17 protein-coding genes are annotated in these 15,823 nt (G+C 60.4%); 8 read left to right on the top strand and 9 right to left on the bottom strand.

The window, feature by feature from the left end; all coding sequences use genetic code 11:
- Nucleotides 1-2: 2 nt before the first annotated feature.
- The gene (locus SPHINGO391_RS19470) at nucleotides 3-1,619 is read left to right on the top strand and encodes a TRAP transporter large permease (protein WP_152010396.1); all 1,617 of its coding nucleotides are present in this window, start codon (nucleotides 3-5) and stop codon (nucleotides 1,617-1,619) included.
- 211 nt (nucleotides 1,620-1,830) lie between these two features.
- Entirely contained in the window at nucleotides 1,831-2,451 is a 621-nt protein-coding gene (locus SPHINGO391_RS19465) for a LysE family translocator (protein ID WP_152010395.1), read from the top strand.
- A 211-nt stretch (nucleotides 2,452-2,662) separates the two neighbouring features.
- Here the strand turns inward: SPHINGO391_RS19465 and SPHINGO391_RS19460 are convergent, their stop codons facing one another.
- Entirely contained in the window at nucleotides 2,663-3,841 is a 1,179-nt protein-coding gene (locus tag SPHINGO391_RS19460) for a pyridoxal phosphate-dependent aminotransferase (protein WP_152011640.1), read from the bottom strand.
- Between the two features lie 82 nt (nucleotides 3,842-3,923).
- On the opposite strand from SPHINGO391_RS19460, the gene SPHINGO391_RS19455 reads away from it, so the two are divergent.
- The 3 genes from SPHINGO391_RS19455 to SPHINGO391_RS19445 all read left to right on the top strand — a co-directional run bounded on the left by SPHINGO391_RS19455 (nucleotide 3,924) and on the right by SPHINGO391_RS19445 (nucleotide 5,392).
- The gene (locus SPHINGO391_RS19455; protein WP_152010394.1) at nucleotides 3,924-4,604 is read left to right on the top strand and encodes a GNAT family protein; all 681 of its coding nucleotides are present in this window, start codon (nucleotides 3,924-3,926) and stop codon (nucleotides 4,602-4,604) included.
- Nucleotides 4,604-5,068: a GNAT family N-acetyltransferase gene (locus tag SPHINGO391_RS19450; RefSeq protein ID WP_152010393.1), complete on the top strand. Its 465-nt coding sequence runs from the start codon at nucleotides 4,604-4,606 to the stop codon at nucleotides 5,066-5,068. Before SPHINGO391_RS19455 ends, SPHINGO391_RS19450 begins: the two co-directional genes overlap by 1 nt.
- Before the next feature lie 99 nt (nucleotides 5,069-5,167).
- A complete protein-coding gene (locus SPHINGO391_RS19445) occupies nucleotides 5,168-5,392 on the top strand; it encodes a hypothetical protein (protein ID WP_152010392.1) in 225 nt (74 codons plus the stop codon).
- Between the two features lie 6 nt (nucleotides 5,393-5,398).
- Here SPHINGO391_RS19445 and SPHINGO391_RS19440 read toward each other — a convergent pair whose 3' ends face one another.
- The 3 genes from SPHINGO391_RS19440 to SPHINGO391_RS19430 all read right to left on the bottom strand — a co-directional run bounded on the left by SPHINGO391_RS19440 (nucleotide 5,399) and on the right by SPHINGO391_RS19430 (nucleotide 8,058).
- Complete coding sequence (locus tag SPHINGO391_RS19440; RefSeq protein WP_152010391.1) at nucleotides 5,399-6,415, bottom strand: nickel/cobalt transporter; 1,017 nt, start codon at nucleotides 6,413-6,415, stop codon at nucleotides 5,399-5,401.
- On the bottom strand, nucleotides 6,415-7,071 hold the full coding sequence (locus tag SPHINGO391_RS19435) for a DUF1007 family protein (RefSeq protein ID WP_152010390.1): 657 nt from the start codon (nucleotides 7,069-7,071) through the stop codon (nucleotides 6,415-6,417). The genes SPHINGO391_RS19440 and SPHINGO391_RS19435 overlap by 1 nt, the downstream gene beginning before the upstream one ends.
- A 93-nt stretch (nucleotides 7,072-7,164) precedes the next feature.
- The gene (locus SPHINGO391_RS19430; protein ID WP_152010389.1) at nucleotides 7,165-8,058 is read right to left on the bottom strand and encodes a LysR family transcriptional regulator; all 894 of its coding nucleotides are present in this window, start codon (nucleotides 8,056-8,058) and stop codon (nucleotides 7,165-7,167) included.
- 544 nt (nucleotides 8,059-8,602) lie between these two features.
- Between SPHINGO391_RS19430 and odc2 the strand changes: the two genes are divergently transcribed.
- Together odc2 and SPHINGO391_RS19420 are read left to right on the top strand one after the other, a co-directional pair.
- Complete coding sequence (odc2, locus tag SPHINGO391_RS19425) at nucleotides 8,603-9,736, top strand: ornithine/lysine decarboxylase (protein ID WP_152010388.1); 1,134 nt, start codon at nucleotides 8,603-8,605, stop codon at nucleotides 9,734-9,736.
- Between the two features lie 99 nt (nucleotides 9,737-9,835).
- Complete coding sequence (locus tag SPHINGO391_RS19420) at nucleotides 9,836-10,414, top strand: N-acetyltransferase (RefSeq protein WP_152010387.1); 579 nt, start codon at nucleotides 9,836-9,838, stop codon at nucleotides 10,412-10,414.
- A 12-nt stretch (nucleotides 10,415-10,426) separates the two neighbouring features.
- Here SPHINGO391_RS19420 and SPHINGO391_RS19415 read toward each other — a convergent pair whose 3' ends face one another.
- From SPHINGO391_RS19415 to SPHINGO391_RS19405, 3 genes are all read right to left on the bottom strand, one after another.
- Entirely contained in the window at nucleotides 10,427-10,699 is a 273-nt protein-coding gene (locus tag SPHINGO391_RS19415) for a hypothetical protein (RefSeq protein WP_152010386.1), read from the bottom strand.
- A 94-nt stretch (nucleotides 10,700-10,793) separates the two neighbouring features.
- Entirely contained in the window at nucleotides 10,794-12,410 is a 1,617-nt protein-coding gene (locus tag SPHINGO391_RS19410; RefSeq protein ID WP_152010385.1) for a GMC family oxidoreductase, read from the bottom strand.
- A 46-nt stretch (nucleotides 12,411-12,456) separates the two neighbouring features.
- Nucleotides 12,457-12,900, bottom strand: coding sequence for a sugar dehydrogenase complex small subunit (locus tag SPHINGO391_RS19405; RefSeq protein WP_152010384.1), 444 nt, complete (start codon nucleotides 12,898-12,900; stop codon nucleotides 12,457-12,459).
- Between the two features lie 297 nt (nucleotides 12,901-13,197).
- Here SPHINGO391_RS19405 and SPHINGO391_RS19400 point away from each other — a divergent pair, with 297 nt between their 5' ends.
- The gene (locus SPHINGO391_RS19400) at nucleotides 13,198-13,644 is read left to right on the top strand and encodes a glyoxalase superfamily protein (protein WP_152010383.1); all 447 of its coding nucleotides are present in this window, start codon (nucleotides 13,198-13,200) and stop codon (nucleotides 13,642-13,644) included.
- A gap of 12 nt (nucleotides 13,645-13,656) precedes the next feature.
- On the opposite strand, the gene SPHINGO391_RS19395 is transcribed toward SPHINGO391_RS19400, so the two are convergent.
- Both SPHINGO391_RS19395 and SPHINGO391_RS19390 read right to left on the bottom strand, forming a co-directional pair.
- Nucleotides 13,657-14,646, bottom strand: a complete 990-nt coding sequence (locus SPHINGO391_RS19395) for a WD40 repeat domain-containing protein (protein WP_152010382.1) — start codon at nucleotides 14,644-14,646, stop codon at nucleotides 13,657-13,659.
- 13 nt (nucleotides 14,647-14,659) lie between these two features.
- Nucleotides 14,660-15,775 (bottom strand): GTP-binding protein, encoded by a 1,116-nt coding sequence (locus SPHINGO391_RS19390; protein WP_152010381.1) that lies wholly within the window; start codon nucleotides 15,773-15,775, stop codon nucleotides 14,660-14,662.
- Nucleotides 15,776-15,823 lie beyond the last annotated feature (48 nt).

Raw genomic sequence — 15,823 nt, 5'->3', positions numbered from 1 at the left:
TCATGGAAACCGCAATTCTCTTCATTCTCGTCCTCGGGCTTCTGTTTGTCGGCGTGCCGGTTGCAGTGTCGCTGGGTCTTTCCTCGATCATCCTGATCGCCTTCTTTTCCACCGACTCGATGTCCTCGGTGGCCATCCAGCTGTTCACCGCCTCGCAGAACTACACATTGCTTGCCATTCCGTTCTTCGTGCTGGCCTCGGCGTTCATGTCAACCGGCGGTGTGGCCAAGCGCATCATCCGGTTTGCCATTGCGACGGTCGGGCATTTCCGTGGCGGCCTTGCCATGGCGAGCGTGCTCGCCTGCATGCTGTTTGCCGCCCTGTCCGGGTCTTCCCCGGCTACCGTGGTGGCGATCGGCACCATTGCCATCGCCGGCATGCGGCAGGTCGGGTACTCCAAGGAGTTCGCGGCCGGCATCATTGCCAATGCGGGAACGCTCGGGATTCTGATTCCGCCGTCGATCGTCATGGTGGTCTATGCGGCGGCCACGGACGTGTCGGTCGGGCGCATGTTCCTCGCCGGCGTGATCCCGGGCATTCTTGCCGGTCTCATGCTGATGATCGCGATCTACATCGTGGCGCGGATCAAGGGGCTGCCGTCCGAACCCTGGCGCGGATTTGGCGAAATCGTCGCCGGCGGCAAGGACGCAGGCTGGGGCCTGTTCCTGATCATCATCATCATCGGCGGCATCTATGGCGGCGTCTTCACGCCGACCGAGGCTGCGGCCGTGGCTGCGATCTACTCGTTCTTCATTGCCATCTTCATCTATCGCGACATGGGGCCCATGGCGGGCATCACATGGGTCAACGATACGGATTCGCGCCGGGCACGCGCCGGCTTTTCGGGTCTGGTCTATGCGGTGGCTTTCTACTTTGTCTGGATGATCCTGTCGTTCTTTGCCACCAGTGGTTCCGAGACGGTCACCTTTGCGGGCCGCTCAAACCTCGGTCTCGCGATTTCGCTCTTCATTCTCGTGGCCTACACTGCCTGGCGCGGTGAAAAGGGAATTGCCGGTGTGCCAGCCGCGCTGATGGCCGGCTTGCCGATCTGGGGCCGCAACCTGTCGCTGATGGGCAGGAATTTCGGTCGGGCCTTCTTCAACGAAGACACGCGCAAGGTGATGGTGGACGCCTCCAAGACCACCATCATGCTGATGTTCATCATCGTCAACGCGCTGTTGTTCGCCCACGTGCTGACGTCCGAGCGCATTCCCGACGCCATCACCGATTTGATGCTGGGCTACGGCTTCACCTGGTTCACTTTCCTGATCGCGGTCAATATCCTGCTGTTGATCGGTGGACAGTTCATGGAACCGTCGGGCCTGCTGCTGATCGTGGCGCCGGTTGTGTTTCCGATCGCGATGGAACTGGGTGTCGATCCGGTACATCTCGGCATCATCATGGTGGTCAACATGGAGATCGGCATGATCACGCCGCCGATCGGGCTCAACCTGTTTGTCACCTCCGGGATTACCGGGATGAGCCTGGTGCAGGTGGTGCGCGCGGCGCTGCCATTCGTTGCGGTGCTTTTCCTGTTCCTGATCATCGTGACCTATGTGCCGGCCATCTCCACATGGTTGCCCTACAGTCTGATGGGGCCAGAGATCGTGACCAGATAGGCAAGTTGGGTGCCTCAGACAAAGAAAACCCAAAACCAGACTTCTCGGGGCGCGAAAGCGCCCCGTTTTTCATTTGGGGCCGATGCAGGCGGACATGCCAATGGTTGGGCAACGCTTTGGTCTCGATCAGCTTCCGTGATGGCTGGCTTCAGAAAAAGTCATTGTTTGCCGCGTTGTGCTTGCCCCGGTCCGGTGCAATGCTGCCGCCACAATGAGCGATATCAACTTTCCCCTGATCCTGACTGCGGCCTTGCTGGCGACTGCCAGCCCGGGTCCCTCCACCCTTGCGATTGCCGGAACCGCTATGGCCCACGGGCGTGCGCAGGCGCTGGCGCTGGTGGCAGGTATCGCCTGTGGTTCCTGGAGCTGGTCTGTCGCCGCCGCGCTTGGGCTTGGCGCGCTGATGCAAGCCAATGCCTGGGTCTTCGAAGTGCTGCGCTATTGCGGTGCCGGTTACCTTCTGTTTCTGGCTTACAAGAGCGCCCGCAGCGCGCTATCTCCGGGTCATGCAAAGCTCCGTTCGGTTTCCGTGGGAAGTTACCGCGCTTCCTATGGCAAGGGGCTGGCGATGCATCTGACCAATCCCAAGGCGATCCTGTTCTTCGGAGCATTGTTTTCGGTCGGTGTGCCAGTCACAGCCTCGCCGCTTGAGATCGGCTTGGTGGTGGTTGTCGTCGGCTTGCAGAGCTTGGCGGTTTTTGCGGCCTACGCGCTGATGTTTTCCAGCAGCCGGATTGTGGCGATCTATCTGCGTATGCGACGGTGGTTCGAAGGCGCGTTTGCCGTCGCGTTCGGCCTCGCCGGGATAACGCTTCTCGCCCGGCGGATGTGACGCCGCTGCCTGCCAGAGGCCTGCACTGGTGAACCATTACCGATCCCGAATTGGCGCATTCTGGAAGCTGCAGGTCAAATCAGGCCATCGGGCGTTTAGACGTCGTTAACCTTTGAAGCGCACCCTGATCATCAGACATGCCCCTTCACTCCTCCCAAGAACGGCATGACGGATAAGGGCGGCGAAAGCCGCCCTTGATCTGTGGACCGTATCAGGTCTTGCCAGCAGCGAGGAACTCACCGACCCTCTTGATCGCGCTTTCGATGTTCTCGTCGGAATTGGCGCAGGATACCCGGATGTAGCCCTCTCCGAGGATGCCGAAATCAGGCCCTCCGATCAGTGCTACCCCCGCTTCTTCAAGCAATGCGCTGGCGAGCTTCTTGGACTTCCAGCCGGTGGCCGAAATGTTCGGGAACGCGTAGAAGGCGCCTTTTGGCAGAATGCAGGAGACGCCGGGTAAATCGTTGAGCAGGTCGGTGACCAGCCGGCGGCGGCGGTCAAAAGCCGTGAGCATCTCGGCCACCGCGTCCTGCGGTCCGTCGATTGCGGCGATACCGGCGAATTGAGACGGCGCGTTGACGCATGACCAGCAGTTGACCGCGAGCTTGCGAACATAACCGATCAGGCTGTCGGGCCAGATCGACCAGCCCATGCGCCAGCCGGTCATGGCCCAGGTCTTGGACCAGCCATTGAGCACGATCAGCCGGTCGCGGATTTCAGGATAGGTCAGCAGCGAGGTATGGCTCTCGCCGTCATAGGTCATCACATCGTAGATCTCATCGGACAGGATGGCGACCTGCGGGTGTGCGGCGAGGCCCGCCACAAGCTTGTCGATTTCCGCCTTTGGCGTGACGCCGCCGGTCGGGTTTGCCGGTGAGTTCAGAATCAGCAGCCGTGTTTGCGGCGTGATAAGAGCCAGGGTTTCCTCGGCCGAGAAGGCGAAGCCGTTTTCCTCGCGCATCGGCACGGGAATCGGGTTTGCGCCGACATGCTCGATCATCGAGCGATAGATCGGAAAGCCGGGGTCCGGATACAGGATATCGACACCCGCTTCGCCCAGCATGCGGATGGCTGCGTACATGGTGGGCTTGCCGCCCGGCATGATCATCACGCTGTCGGGCGAGATCTCGACGCCGGTCATGAAATGGGTGCGGCGGCATACGGCCTCGCGCGCCTGAAGAAGGCCGTTGGCCGGGGTGTAGCCGTGATGGCCGTCGCGCAGGGCCTTGACGGCGGCTTCGACGATATGCCCCGGAGTTTTGAAGTCGGGCTGTCCGATGCCGAGGTTGATGATGTCGCGGCCCTGGTTGGCAAGTTCTGTGGCGCGCGCCAGAACGGCGAAGGCATTTTCCTCGCCGATGCGGTCGAAGGCTGCAACTGGATGGATCATCGTGGTTTTCCTGCCGAAGGTGGTTGTCTTGTCCGCTGAACTCATGTCCTATCCCGGCGCGAATTTCAATTCAGGTGGCAAAATGCGTGATTTGAGCAAATGGACGCCGAGGGCGGCGCCGGCGGGTTTTTCGTCGACGGGGCGTTATGTGATGGTCGAACCCTACAGGCGGGAAGTCCATGAGAATGCTTTGTGGAATGCTCTCGGCGGGGCAGGCGTCAGCGAGCTGATCCGTTATTTTCCGAACGGACCTTATTCGGAGCCGTCCCAGCTGTGTGACTGGCTGGACCGGTCACAGCGCGAGCTCGGATGGGTGACCTGTATTTTCCGCAGCCGGACAACTGGTAACATCGTCGGCATGGCATCGCTGATGCGGCCCGATCCGGCGAACGGGGTGGTCGAAGTCGGTTCGGTGGCGCATGGCGCGGCGATGGCTCGGACCCCGATGTCGACCGAAGCACACTACCTGATGGCGCGGCACGTCTTCGATGATCTTGACTACCGCCGGTACGAATGGAAGTGCCACAACGAGAATGGACCTTCCAAGGTTACCGCCGCCCGGCTTGGCTTCCAGTTCGAAGGCGTTTTCCGCCAGCATATCGTCTCGAAGGGCGCCAATCGCGATACTGCCTGGTTCTCGATGATTGACGCTGAGTGGCCGGCTCTCAAGACGGCCTTCGAGGCGTGGCTCAAACCGTCTAATTTCAATCAGGACGGAACGCAGAAAAGACGGCTGGAGGACATCAGGGCAGGGCAGGCCTGATGGATTTGCGGCGGGCCTCGACCGAAGACCGCTCTCGTGTAGAGCTGTTTCAGCGAGCTGCCTATGCTCGGACCGAGGCGGCTGTGAGTGCGCGTGCGATCCCTCTTGAATGGGATTACGGGCTGGTGTTCGAACAATGCGAGGTCTGGCTATACGAACGCGAGGGGATGCTTGCAGGCGTGCTGATCCTGCGTGTGCTCGAGGACGAGCTTTTTCTCGAGTCCATCGCGACCGCACCGGATTTTGCGGGAACAGGTTGCGGCCGGCAGATGCTCGAAGCGACATTCCGGCGGGCGGCTGAAATCGGGCTGAACCGCGTCGGGCTGATCACCAACAGCCGAAACCCGGCGCTTGGATGGTATGGTCGCATGGGGTTTTCAGTGATCCATGAAGAGGTCGAGGAAAACCGCCGCATCGTTCACATGACGAGGCCTGTTTCAACGCTTGGAGCGTCCCAAGGATGAATTTCGGGCATCGGAAGCTTCATGTCGAGCCGAAGGTGTTGCAGTGAAGCCGAAAAGGTCTATCTGGTGCAGGAGCACCGATTGCAAAGGAACAGGCCCATGAGCGAACCGACGACCTCCAACCGCTCTGCCGCGATCGCCGCAGCGGTGATCCTGCTCGGCACGGGGCTGGCGTTCTATTTCATGCCGGCGATGATGATGTCGCTTTCGGAAATATCGCCGTGGTTGTCCTATGCGCTGGCGATTTCGTTCGTGCTCGCGTTTTTCGCGGTGTTCTGGCTGCGTGGCAGGCGCCAGCGCAAGGACCAGGGCAGGACAGACTAATTCCGGTCAGGCCTGCAGCGAGGCGGCAAGCAGCAGAAGTCCCAGCAGAAATACCGTAGCGGCGCCCAAGAGTTCTATGGCTGTGCCAACGGTGCCGCCCATGGAGGCGCCGGCGATACGGATCGCCGTGCCCTTGGCCAACACGGCCAGAGTTGCCAGTGCCGATACGGTAATCGCTGTTCCAAGCGCCATTGCGAAGGCCGAAGCGATGCCAGCGATCCAGAGCCCGTTGAGCATGGAGAATGTCAGAACGATGAGCGCGCCGGAACAGGGCCTGAGCCCAACGGCGATGACTGCGCTCCATGCTTCCCGTACACTGAAATCCCGGCCCGATATCATTTTCGGATCGGGCAGGTGCGCGTGACCGCAGGTCGCGCAGACTTCTCCCTCGGCATGGGTGTGATGGTGGTGATGGGCGTGGTCGTGCCCATGATGATGACCTGCGGTCTGCGCAGCCGCCGCATGAGTGCTGATGGTCTGAGCTGCGCGCAATGAGAGCAGCTTCCGCGTGAGCAGCCACAAACCGAAGGCGGTGATCAGCGCATAGCTGGCGATTTCCATGAAATAGGTGGCGCTGGTCATCGAGATCGAGAGGCCACGCAAGAAAAAGAAAGCTGCGGCGACAACAGTCACCGCGGTCAAGGCCTGCAGCATCGAGGAGAGAAGGGCTAGAACCACGCCGCGTTTGAGGGCCACTTCGTTGGCGATCATGTAGGAGGAGATGACTGCCTTTCCGTGACCGGGGCCGGCGGCATGAAACACGCCATAGAGAAATGACAGGCTGACGAGACCCCACATCTGCCAGGGATCAGACCGCATGGCTTTGAGGGCGCCGGTCAGCGAACGGTAAAATGCCTGCTGTTGCTGGTTGATCCAGTGCAGCACCGAGCCGCCAAAACCAGTTGGGGTGATCGCGGGTTCGGCGGAACCGATACCAAGGGATGACTGGGCGTGCGCCGCACCTGCAAGCAGGGCAAGCGCGATGGATGCCGTCAGCAGAAAGCGCGCGGAGCCTGATTTCATCAGCAAGTCAGCTCCAGCCGGGTGGCGAGAAGCTTGGACAGATCGCCGCTTTGCGTGGTTTCGAAGAAGGCTTCGGTCAGCAAGGCCTGGTTCTGGGCAATGATCTCGTCCGGATCGGGCCGGACGACGTTGCGTGCGCATTGTCCCGACGAACCGCCGGTGACCATCATGTCTTCATCATTGATGAAATCCAGCGCCGCATACATTGTCGGGTCGAAAACACCGACGGCAATCTTGCCGCTTAGGCGGAGTTCCTTCGCAGGCACCACCGCAAAGAACATCAGCAACTGGCCGTCCTGGTAATCGACCTTGATGTCTTCAGGCAGTGATATGCCCGCATCCCTGCCGTCGACGGAGAGACTGACATAATAGTCGAATTCCGCCAGCGAGGCGGTCACCATGGTGCTGATCTCGGCGAGTTCAGCTTGATCGAGCTGCAGATCACCGTTCTCGTCAAAATCGAGAAGAACGCTGGAGGAAAAGACCTCATCGAACCGCCAGACGTTGCGCAGCTCGGTGACAAGACCATCCGCGGAAGTATCAATCTCGAGGCGCGCTTCGGCGAACACGTGGGGATGGGCCGATGCAGGGGTTGCCAGAAACAAGCCTGCAAGCACCGCCAATGCCGGTAATTGCCATTTAAAGGGGTTGTTCATGGTGTCCCGACCTGTCGATGATTTCGGTTCAGTTCCCGTGGCACAGAATATGGACGAAATTTCGGCACACGCCAGATCCCGCGACAATTGGAATCATTGCGCTGTCTTGAACCACTGCGTCAGATAATCAACGAAAGCTCGAACCTTGGCAGGCAGATAGCGGCGATGCGGGTAGATTGCGTAGATTCCGCGATCGTTTGACCGGTACTCCTCGAGAATGGGGACAAGCGTGCCGCTCGGCTGACGTTCGCGGAAAATGAAATCCGGCAGCACTGCAACGCCGAGGCCGGCCTCGGCTGCGCGCATGGCGGTGAGCGGACTGTTGACCTCCAGCCGGCCGTGAACCGTGACCGCCACCGTGGCGCCATCGGGACCATCGAACCGCCAGTTGTTGAGAAACCTGCCATTGGTGTCGACGATGCAGGGAATACCTGAAAGCTGCGAAGGGTGGGTTATCGGGCCGTGTTTCTCGATGAATTCGGGTGACGCGCAGGGAATCAATGAAAACGCCGACAGCTTGCGGGCGATGAGTCCTGAATCCTCGAGCTTGGTGATACGGATGGCCACATCGTAGCCCTCCTCGACAAGATCGACGAAACGGTCGTCGGAAATGACTTCGAGCGATATGTCCGGATGGGCGGCGGCAAAATCGATCAGCGACCTGCCGATGGCAGCGTCCGCAAAGGTGCGTGGAGCCGAGACACGAATGCGGCCCTTGAGGTCGGTTGAGCCTTCCCTCACGAGGTCCGCAAGGTTGTCGATTTCCTTGAGGATGTCGGAGGCGGTGCGATAGTAGGTGTGCCCGGCCTCTGTGAGTGAAAACTGCCGGGTTGTCCGGTTGAGCAGCAATGCTCCCAGATCGTCTTCCAGTTCACGGACATATTTCGATAGCAGCGCCTTGGAACGGCCGACTTTTCTCGCTGCGGCCGAAAAGCCCTCCGCCTCAACGACATCGATGAAAGCGCGGATCCGGGTCAATGTGTCCATGGGCTGCAGTTCCTTGCGATACACGCCGGCCCGGATCCGGACCGTCATCATTGTTTGAACGATTACCGGATATTCGTTCAGGAATGATGTTTTTCAAGGGCAGTGCAAGAAAACACTTGATTGCGACAGCGGAAAACCATAAGTCCGAGTTGCCCAAAGTCGCACGTGCCTGTGGGTGTCCGCCGACCCTCGATATGGTGAGGAAATCGGTAAGGTACCTGGAACTAACCCCTCCAGTCGTTTCTCCGGCCATCCGGAAGAGCGAGGACATCTTGAAGCAACGACGGTGCGGGCCTTTCTGGTGTCTGCCGGCTTTCCAACAGCCGGGGTTACTGAAGAGGCACACCTTCATTGCCGGAAGTGCGGTCGGGTTCTCCCTCCAATCCAAGGCAGACAAGAGCGAACCAACGCCCAGACAGGCGTGGTTCATCGACGCATCAAGCGTACACTCATGCTCCGGTTCCTCCAAAGGCCGGGCCTGCAAGTGGCCGTACGATGCTCTGTCTAGATATGGCCCCCGCAAGGGCCGGGAACGGAGCACCCGATGACGACTGCACGCATTCTCGATTTCATTCGCACCCGACGTCCAGATGGCCCTTGCCTGGTGGTCGACCTTGATGTGGTCCGCGACAATTTCCAGTCGTTCCGAAAGGCATTGCCCGACAGCGCGATCTTCTATGCGGTGAAAGCCAATCCCGCGCCGGAAATCCTGCGTCTGCTTGCAAACCTGGGCTCAAACTTCGATTGCGCGTCCGTCGCCGAAATCGAAATGGCGCTGAAGGCCGGGGCGACTGCCAATCGGGTGTCCTATGGCAACACCATCAAGAAGGAACGCGACATCGCCCGCGCTCATGCGCTCGGCGTGTCGCTGTTTGCTGTCGACAGCCACGAGGAAGTTGAAAAGATCGCTCGCGCGGCGCCTGGCGCCCGGGTGTTCTGCCGCGTCCTGACCGATGGGGAAGGCGCCGAATGGCCGCTGTCGCGCAAGTTCGGCTGCGTTCCTCAGATGGCCGTAGACGTGCTCGTCTATGCCCACCAACTCGGCCTTGTCTCGCATGGGGTGTCGTTCCATGTCGGTTCGCAGATGACCAAGCTCGATGCCTGGGATTCGGCGCTCGGCGATGCGAAGCGCGTTTTCGACAAGCTGGCCCAGCAGGGCATCTTCCTCAAGATGGTCAACATGGGCGGCGGTTTCCCGACCCGTTATCTCAAGGATATCCCGACCGCGCAGGCCTATGGTCAGTCGATCTTCGCCTCGCTGCGCAAGCATTTCGGCAACCAGCTTCCTGAAACCATCATTGAGCCGGGCCGCGGCATGGTCGGCAATGCCGGCGCCATCAAGGCGGAAGTCGTGCTGGTGTCGCGCAAGTCCGATGAGGATGACGTGCGCTGGGTGTTTCTCGATATCGGCAAGTTCGGTGGCCTGGCGGAAACCATGGACGAAGCCATCCGCTATTCGATCGTCACCGCACGCGACGGCGACGCGATGGAACCTTGTGTGCTCGCCGGCCCGACCTGCGATTCCGCCGATGTGCTCTATGAAAAGACCCCCTATCCGATGCCGGTTTCGCTGACCATCGGTGACGAGGTGCTGATCGAAGGCACAGGCGCCTACACGACGACCTACTCGGCTGTCTCCTTCAACGGCTTCGAACCTCTCCGATCCTACGTGATCTGAACGGTATCTCCGTTCAGATCTTCCCTTCCGCGTGCATGGAATGCTTGCGGAGGGGTACCTGTGTCCCGTTTTCATGGTGCCGTGGCCGAGGATTTGCCGATGACATCCGATCTCATGAGTTTCAGTGAAAAGAGCTTCGTTGTCGAAGACGAAGCTGAAGGTGATAGGCTGGCGCTTGAAGCCCTGCTTGATTGCGCCATGGGTCCTGGACGGCGGCGCAAGAGTTCCGAGAAGCTTCGCAAGGGGCGGCTACCTTCGAACGGGCTCGCATTTGTTGTGCGCAATGGAACGGGGCAGGTTATCGGCACTGTGCGGCTTTGGGATGTTGCGGCAGGCGGCAGATCATTGCTTCTCCTCGGTCCACTCGCCGTCGATGCGTCGAGCGAGGGGAAGGGTATCGGCTCCGTGCTGATGCGGCATGCCATCACCCGGGCCAAAGAACAGGGCCATGGTGCCATTATCCTGGTGGGCGATGCGCCCTACTATCAGCGTTTTGGTTTTTCTGCCGAAAAGACCGGTTCGCTGATGATGCCGGGTCCGGTCGAGCGCGACCGTTTGCTGGGTGTTGACCTCAAGCCCGGCTATCTCGACGGGCTTGCTGGTTTGCTCGTGGCTTCCGGCCGGCGATCGCTGCGCCGGAACAACAGGGACAACGCCAGAGAGCTGCAAGCTGCCTGAAAGGCCAGTTCCTCAGTATCCTTCGGGACGTTCATCGCTGGTGATGGTGATGTTTCCCTGCCGGCATTTGTAGACGCGCTTGGGGACGTTGCTTTCGGTGCCATAGACTTCAAACGCGGTGGTGCAGTCAGGTGTTGCGGCACCCTGGGTATCCTTGAAATCGACCGCCGGACCAGTTTGCTGAACCACGCCCGGCAGGTTGTTGAAGTCCAGGTCCTGGGCGATGCCGGTGCTGCACATCGAGCCCAGGGCCAGGGCCGCGGATATCAAGCGGAGATGGGTCATGACCTTGCTCCCTTCGGTTTGGCACTGACAGAGTAGGGCAAACCGGTGAAGATGGCCACGTTGCCCCCGCGGCGGTGTCAACGTCCTTATGCTCCTACCTGACAGAGGCGGCGATGGCGTTGACGGAACGCAGTGCAAGTGCCGCGATGGTCAGCGTCGGATTTGCAGTTGCAGAGGTCGGGAAAGTGCCTGATCCGAGCAGGAACAGATTCGGGTGGTCAAAACTGCGCAGGTCGGAATCCACCACCGCACTGGATGCATCGGCGCCCATCCGGACGGTGCCGATGATATGTCCCGCCCCCTGGATGTCCGGGGAGTGTTGGATGTTTCTTGCGCCCAATGCCTTGAACACCTCGTCATGAGCCTTTTCTGCAGCTTCAAGGCCGTTGCGGGTATAGTCATCGAAATCGTAATGTATCCGCGGCAGAGGAACGCCGTTGGCATCGCGCTTTTCCGGATCGAGGGTTATGCGGTTTTCAGCATCGGGTGACTGTTCCACCAGGGAAGCGAGCCGGATCTGCCGGGAGGCGGCATCCTTGAGAGCTGCATCCAGCTCCTCGCCACGCAAACCCTGAGCGGCAAGAGCCGCAGCCGTGGTCGTTGGTGCGCCGGTGGGCCAGCTGTGTCCATCGTTGCCGATTTCGATCCTGAAGGCGCCGCGTTCCTGGCGGAAATCGCCATCGCGGAGATTTTCTATCCCCGAGGTCGAGAGCGGGCCGCGATAGGGGAAAACCGGTTCTGCGGCTTCCGCCCAGCTGAGCCGCGTCGGGTGATCCATGAGGTTGCGTCCGACCTGATCGGAACTGTTGGCGACTCCGTTCGGGGCGTTTTCCTGCGTTGAGTTCAACAACAAGCGGGGCGTTTCGACAGCATGAGCGGCGACGATGACAACCTTGCCGGAAGCGGTTCCGGTGCTGCCGTCGGCCCGCTGGAAATCGACAGAGGAGATCGATCCGTCGCTCCCGACATTAAGTCGGGTTGCCGTGGTTTCGGAATGAACTTGGGCGCCGGCACTCTCGGCCAGCGCGACGTGGACTGTCGCGTCATACTTGGCCTGAATCGGGCATATCGGGATGCATGAATTGTTGCCGCAGCACTCCGGTCTCTCCTGACGGTAAACCGAGTTGCGGCCCTGAGGCGTGGAGCTTACCTGGTAGGGCGTGCCATCCAGCGCTGACGCGAAATGCTTGTCGAGATAGGTCATCGGAATCTGCGGCATGGGGAAATCGCCAGACCGCGGTGAGCCGAGGTCTTCGTTCGAGTTGCCTGCAACCCCGATCTCGTTTTCGGCGGCGAGGTAGAAGGGCTCGAGATCGTCATAGCTGATCGGCCAGTCTACGCCTTGCCCGTAAAGCGATTTCAGTTTGAAGTCGGAGGGAAGGTTACGCAGGGTTGTTCCGAGCCAGTGCCAGGTGGTTCCGCCCAGGACCTTGATATAGGTCGACTTGAACAGCTCAGGCCCCTGCTGCTGGTAGAAGTCCTCGATCCGGTGGGTGAGCGGGTGAGCGGCTTCGGGATCGTTCGGATAGGCGGATTCCGGGACCTTGATCTTGGCGTTCCAGAACCTTTCCACCGCCTCGTACCGATCAATGCGCTTTCCGGATTCGAGGAAGGCGACGGTCAGCCCCTGGGCTGCAAGTTTTGCACCAGCGATGGCTCCCGCCACGCCGGTTCCGATGATCAAGATGTCTGCAGTAATGTCATTGGCCATGAATCTGGCTCCCGGTAGTCAAAAAATCGCGCGGCGGAGAGGTGGGTCAGCCGGCTGGAGGTTCGGCCCAGTATCCCATCGCTCCACCGCAGTAGCCCATAGGCTTGGTGAAACTCATGGCCTGCCACATCAGCGCGTCCGTGTAGGTCAGGACATCGTTGCTGTCCGGATCGGGCGAGACGCCACTGTACCAGGCAGCAACGATTTCATCTGCCAGTTCCTGATTGTCGGTCCCATCCACCAGTGAGACGAGTTCATCTGCGCTGCCGGTTGCCTTGAACGCTTCAAGCATGGCAGTGGCGATGTCACCGGAAAGGTCGTCTTTGCGGGTCAGGCGTTCTGACAGGGCAAGGAAACGCTCCGGATCGAGGTCTGCGGCCGAGGCGGCGCCCGGCCATTGTGCAAAGGCCGCAAGAGCTGTAGCGGACCCGCCGATGAGAAGATGACGCCGTGTGGGCGAATACTGGCTGGGAATCTTGGCTCGGGGCATCCTATCTCCTTGCGTCTTCACTCAGCTAACGCCCGAGGGCACCAAAGGTTCCCGATCAAACCGGAAACACGCTGGCGGCCACGTTCAGGGGCTGGAGCCGTCACTTCGGCTTCTCCGATTGACAATGTGCTTCGGGATCCCTATCTGGGCGTCTTCGGGTCTGGAGCCCCGGCCGTCCGCAGGCGTGAGCCATGGTGAAGCCTCCAGCTTTCGAGCAGTCACCTTTTTCGATGACATGCCAGATGGTGGAATGCGGATACCCCAAAGTCAAAGGCATGTCATGACAGGAGAACTGCCATGCGTGATGACACGCCACTGCCAAATCTGAGTACATTGAAGGATCAGGCGAAGCGCCTGAGAAGCCGGCTGCAGGCCGGCGGCGAAACAATCGGCCACTCTCGCGCGCTGGAACTGATCGCTGCCCAACACGGGTTTAACGACTGGAACACCTTGCACGCCGCGCTGGGCAACCGGCGGGGCCCGGAAAGCCTTGCTCCTGGCGCCCGCGTGACCGGGGCCTATCTCGGGCAGCCGTTCTCGGCGCGAGTGGTCGGCATTCACGCCATCACCTCGTCACCGGGAAGTTACAGGGTGTCGCTGGATCTGGATGAAGCGGTGGACGTTGTCACCTTCGACAGCTTCTCGTCGTTTCGGAAACGGGTCAATGGCGTCATCGGCAAGGATGGCGTGAGCCAGGCCCGAACGTCGAACGGCCGTCCGCAACTGGAGCTGTCCTGGTCGTGACCGGGGCGGCTGTCATCCAGCGATGTCGACAACGCCACAATCGCCTGCTTGCGATCCAAACGCGAGCAGGCGACCTGGCCTGTTCCATGCCAGAGAGGTGATCGGGCCCTTGCCGGGGCGGCGCAACAGCGCTTCCTTGCTGTCGGCAATGCGCACGGCGAGCACCATGCCGTCGCCAAACCCGATGGCGACGAGATCTTCGACCGGATGACAGGCGACGCACGTCACCATGGTGTCAGCCCGCTGGCCGAGTTCGAGTGGAGCCTTGCCCATGGGACCATCCTTGCCCGAAAACGGCCAGACAATTGCGGATGGTGCGCCGGACGAGGCGAGCCACTTGCCCTTGTTCGACCATGACAGTGATTTGACCTTGGCCGGATAGCCGGTCATGCGCATGTGGCGCTGTTCACCGCCCGGCTTGCCATCCAGCTTCCAGCCGTGCAGTGCGTTTTCCTGCATGGCGGTCACGAGGAACCGGTTGTCGGGGCTGAACAGGACCTGGTTGTGGGCACCTTTCCATTCGAAATCCATGGCCGGCGCGCTGCCGTGCACGAAGGTCAGCGACACACCATTGTAACGGGCCATTGCCAGCCGCAACCCCTTGGGGGCAAAGGCAAGCCCCTCGATGGTCCGTGCCTCTTCGAATGTCCGTTCGGTACCATCGGCCAGCAGCACCGTTGCTGCGCGACCTTCGGCAAAGGCAACGGCACCTTGCGGCCCTGCGGCGATGGCACTGACCCATTTGCGGGCCGGGGCACGCAATGTGGTCTCGCTGCCATCGGAGGCGAGCCGCATCACCTTGCCGTCCTCGCCGCCGGTGACCAGGCTCTTGCCGTCCCAACCGACTGCGCTGCACAGCAAGCCGTCATGCAGGGTGTGGCGGTGTGTTCCGTGATCAAGGCGAACAACCTCCCCAGAGGCAAGTGCAAAGACCGGAACGTCGTCCAGGAATGCAGCCGCGAGGCAATGGTCATCAATGTCGATAGGCGCGACAGTCGGCATGAGATTGCTTTCCTCAGGCTTGGCAGGCGAGGAAAGTCCGTTCGAGCTTCTCGCGGTCAAGATCACGGCCGATAAAGACAAGGCGGCTTTCCCGCTTCTCATCTTCCTTCCAGGCCCGCTGGTGATCGCCCTCGACGATCATGTGAACACCCTGGATTACATAGCGATCATCGTCGCCTTCAAAGGCGATGATTCCCTTGAGCCTGAGAATGTTGGGTCCCTCAAGCTGGGTGATCTTTTCGATCCAGGGAAAGAACTTCTTCGGATCGACGGGACCAGCTCGCAACGAAACCGATTGAACGGTGATGTCGTGGATGGCCGCCGGGGCGGCGTAGCCGTGGCCGTGGTGATGATGATCGTGCGTGTGATCATGGTGATCGTGGTGGTGATGACCATGGTCATGATCATGATCGCAATCCGGGCCGCAGGCGTGGTCGGGGTGATCGTGGTCGAGGAAATGCGGATCGTTCTCGAGCGCACGGCTGAGATCGAAGGCACCGCGGTCGAGCACCTTATCGAGCGGGACTGCGGCGCGTTCGGTGCGGTGAATCCGTGCCGACGGATTGATCGCCCGCACTGTGCGTTCGATGGATTCCAGCTCTTCCGGGGTCACCAGGTCGGTCTTGTTCAAGAGCACGACGTCGGCAAAGGCGATCTGGTCCTCGGCTTCGCGGCTGTCCTTGAGCCTTGCTGGCAGGTGTCTGGCGTCGACCAGCGCGACAACGGCATCCAGCCTGGTCTTGGCGCGAACATCATCGTCCATGAAGAAGGTCTGGGCGACCGGCACCGGGTCGGCCAGTCCGGTGGTTTCGACAATGATGGCATCAAACCGGCCAGGACGGCGCATCAGTCCTTCGACGACACGGATCAGGTCGCCGCGCACGGTGCAGCAGACACAGCCATTGTTCATCTCGTAGATTTCCTCGTCGGATTCCACGATCAGGTCGTTGTCGATGCCGATTTCACCGAACTCGTTGACAATGACCGCGTAGCGCTTGCCATGCGGTTCGGACAGGATGCGGTTGAGCAGCGTGGTCTTGCCGGCGCCGAGGTAACCGGTCAGCACGGTCACGGGGATAGGGGCCACGGGAACGGGGAACACGGGGGTGGATGCGGGCGCTTCGCTCATCGGATCTCTCAGTCAGGAAGGAGTTTTTTCCCCATATAGGCGTTTCCT

Origin of the sequence: Hoeflea sp. EC-HK425 (assembly GCF_902498795.1) — a bacterium.
In the GTDB taxonomy this organism is placed as follows: Bacteria; Pseudomonadota; Alphaproteobacteria; order Rhizobiales; family Rhizobiaceae; genus Hoeflea; species Hoeflea alexandrii.
This window is presented reverse-complemented; position numbering and strand designations above follow the sequence as displayed.

Excerpts from the sequence above, each read along its gene's own strand:
- SPHINGO391_RS19430 (WP_152010389.1), bottom strand. The coding sequence starts at position 8,058 with ATGGACACATTGACCCGGATCCGCGCTTTCATCGATGTCGTTGAGGCG.
- SPHINGO391_RS19455 (WP_152010394.1), top strand. The coding sequence starts at position 3,924 with ATGCGTGATTTGAGCAAATGGACGCCGAGGGCGGCGCCGGCGGGTTTT.
- SPHINGO391_RS19400 (WP_152010383.1), top strand. The coding sequence starts at position 13,198 with ATGCGTGATGACACGCCACTGCCAAATCTGAGTACATTGAAGGATCAG.
- SPHINGO391_RS19450 (WP_152010393.1), top strand. The coding sequence starts at position 4,604 with ATGGATTTGCGGCGGGCCTCGACCGAAGACCGCTCTCGTGTAGAGCTG.
- SPHINGO391_RS19405 (WP_152010384.1), bottom strand. The coding sequence starts at position 12,900 with ATGCCCCGAGCCAAGATTCCCAGCCAGTATTCGCCCACACGGCGTCAT.
- SPHINGO391_RS19440 (WP_152010391.1), bottom strand. The coding sequence starts at position 6,415 with ATGAAATCAGGCTCCGCGCGCTTTCTGCTGACGGCATCCATCGCGCTT.
- SPHINGO391_RS19410 (WP_152010385.1), bottom strand. The coding sequence starts at position 12,410 with ATGGCCAATGACATTACTGCAGACATCTTGATCATCGGAACCGGCGTG.
- SPHINGO391_RS19390 (WP_152010381.1), bottom strand. The coding sequence starts at position 15,775 with ATGAGCGAAGCGCCCGCATCCACCCCCGTGTTCCCCGTTCCCGTGGCC.
- SPHINGO391_RS19445 (WP_152010392.1), top strand. The coding sequence starts at position 5,168 with ATGAGCGAACCGACGACCTCCAACCGCTCTGCCGCGATCGCCGCAGCG.
- SPHINGO391_RS19435 (WP_152010390.1), bottom strand. The coding sequence starts at position 7,071 with ATGAACAACCCCTTTAAATGGCAATTACCGGCATTGGCGGTGCTTGCA.
- odc2 (WP_152010388.1), top strand. The coding sequence starts at position 8,603 with ATGACGACTGCACGCATTCTCGATTTCATTCGCACCCGACGTCCAGAT.
- SPHINGO391_RS19395 (WP_152010382.1), bottom strand. The coding sequence starts at position 14,646 with ATGCCGACTGTCGCGCCTATCGACATTGATGACCATTGCCTCGCGGCT.
- SPHINGO391_RS19460 (WP_152011640.1), bottom strand. The coding sequence starts at position 3,841 with ATGATCCATCCAGTTGCAGCCTTCGACCGCATCGGCGAGGAAAATGCC.
- SPHINGO391_RS19415 (WP_152010386.1), bottom strand. The coding sequence starts at position 10,699 with ATGACCCATCTCCGCTTGATATCCGCGGCCCTGGCCCTGGGCTCGATG.
- SPHINGO391_RS19465 (WP_152010395.1), top strand. The coding sequence starts at position 1,831 with ATGAGCGATATCAACTTTCCCCTGATCCTGACTGCGGCCTTGCTGGCG.
- SPHINGO391_RS19420 (WP_152010387.1), top strand. The coding sequence starts at position 9,836 with ATGACATCCGATCTCATGAGTTTCAGTGAAAAGAGCTTCGTTGTCGAA.
- SPHINGO391_RS19470 (WP_152010396.1), top strand. The coding sequence starts at position 3 with ATGGAAACCGCAATTCTCTTCATTCTCGTCCTCGGGCTTCTGTTTGTC.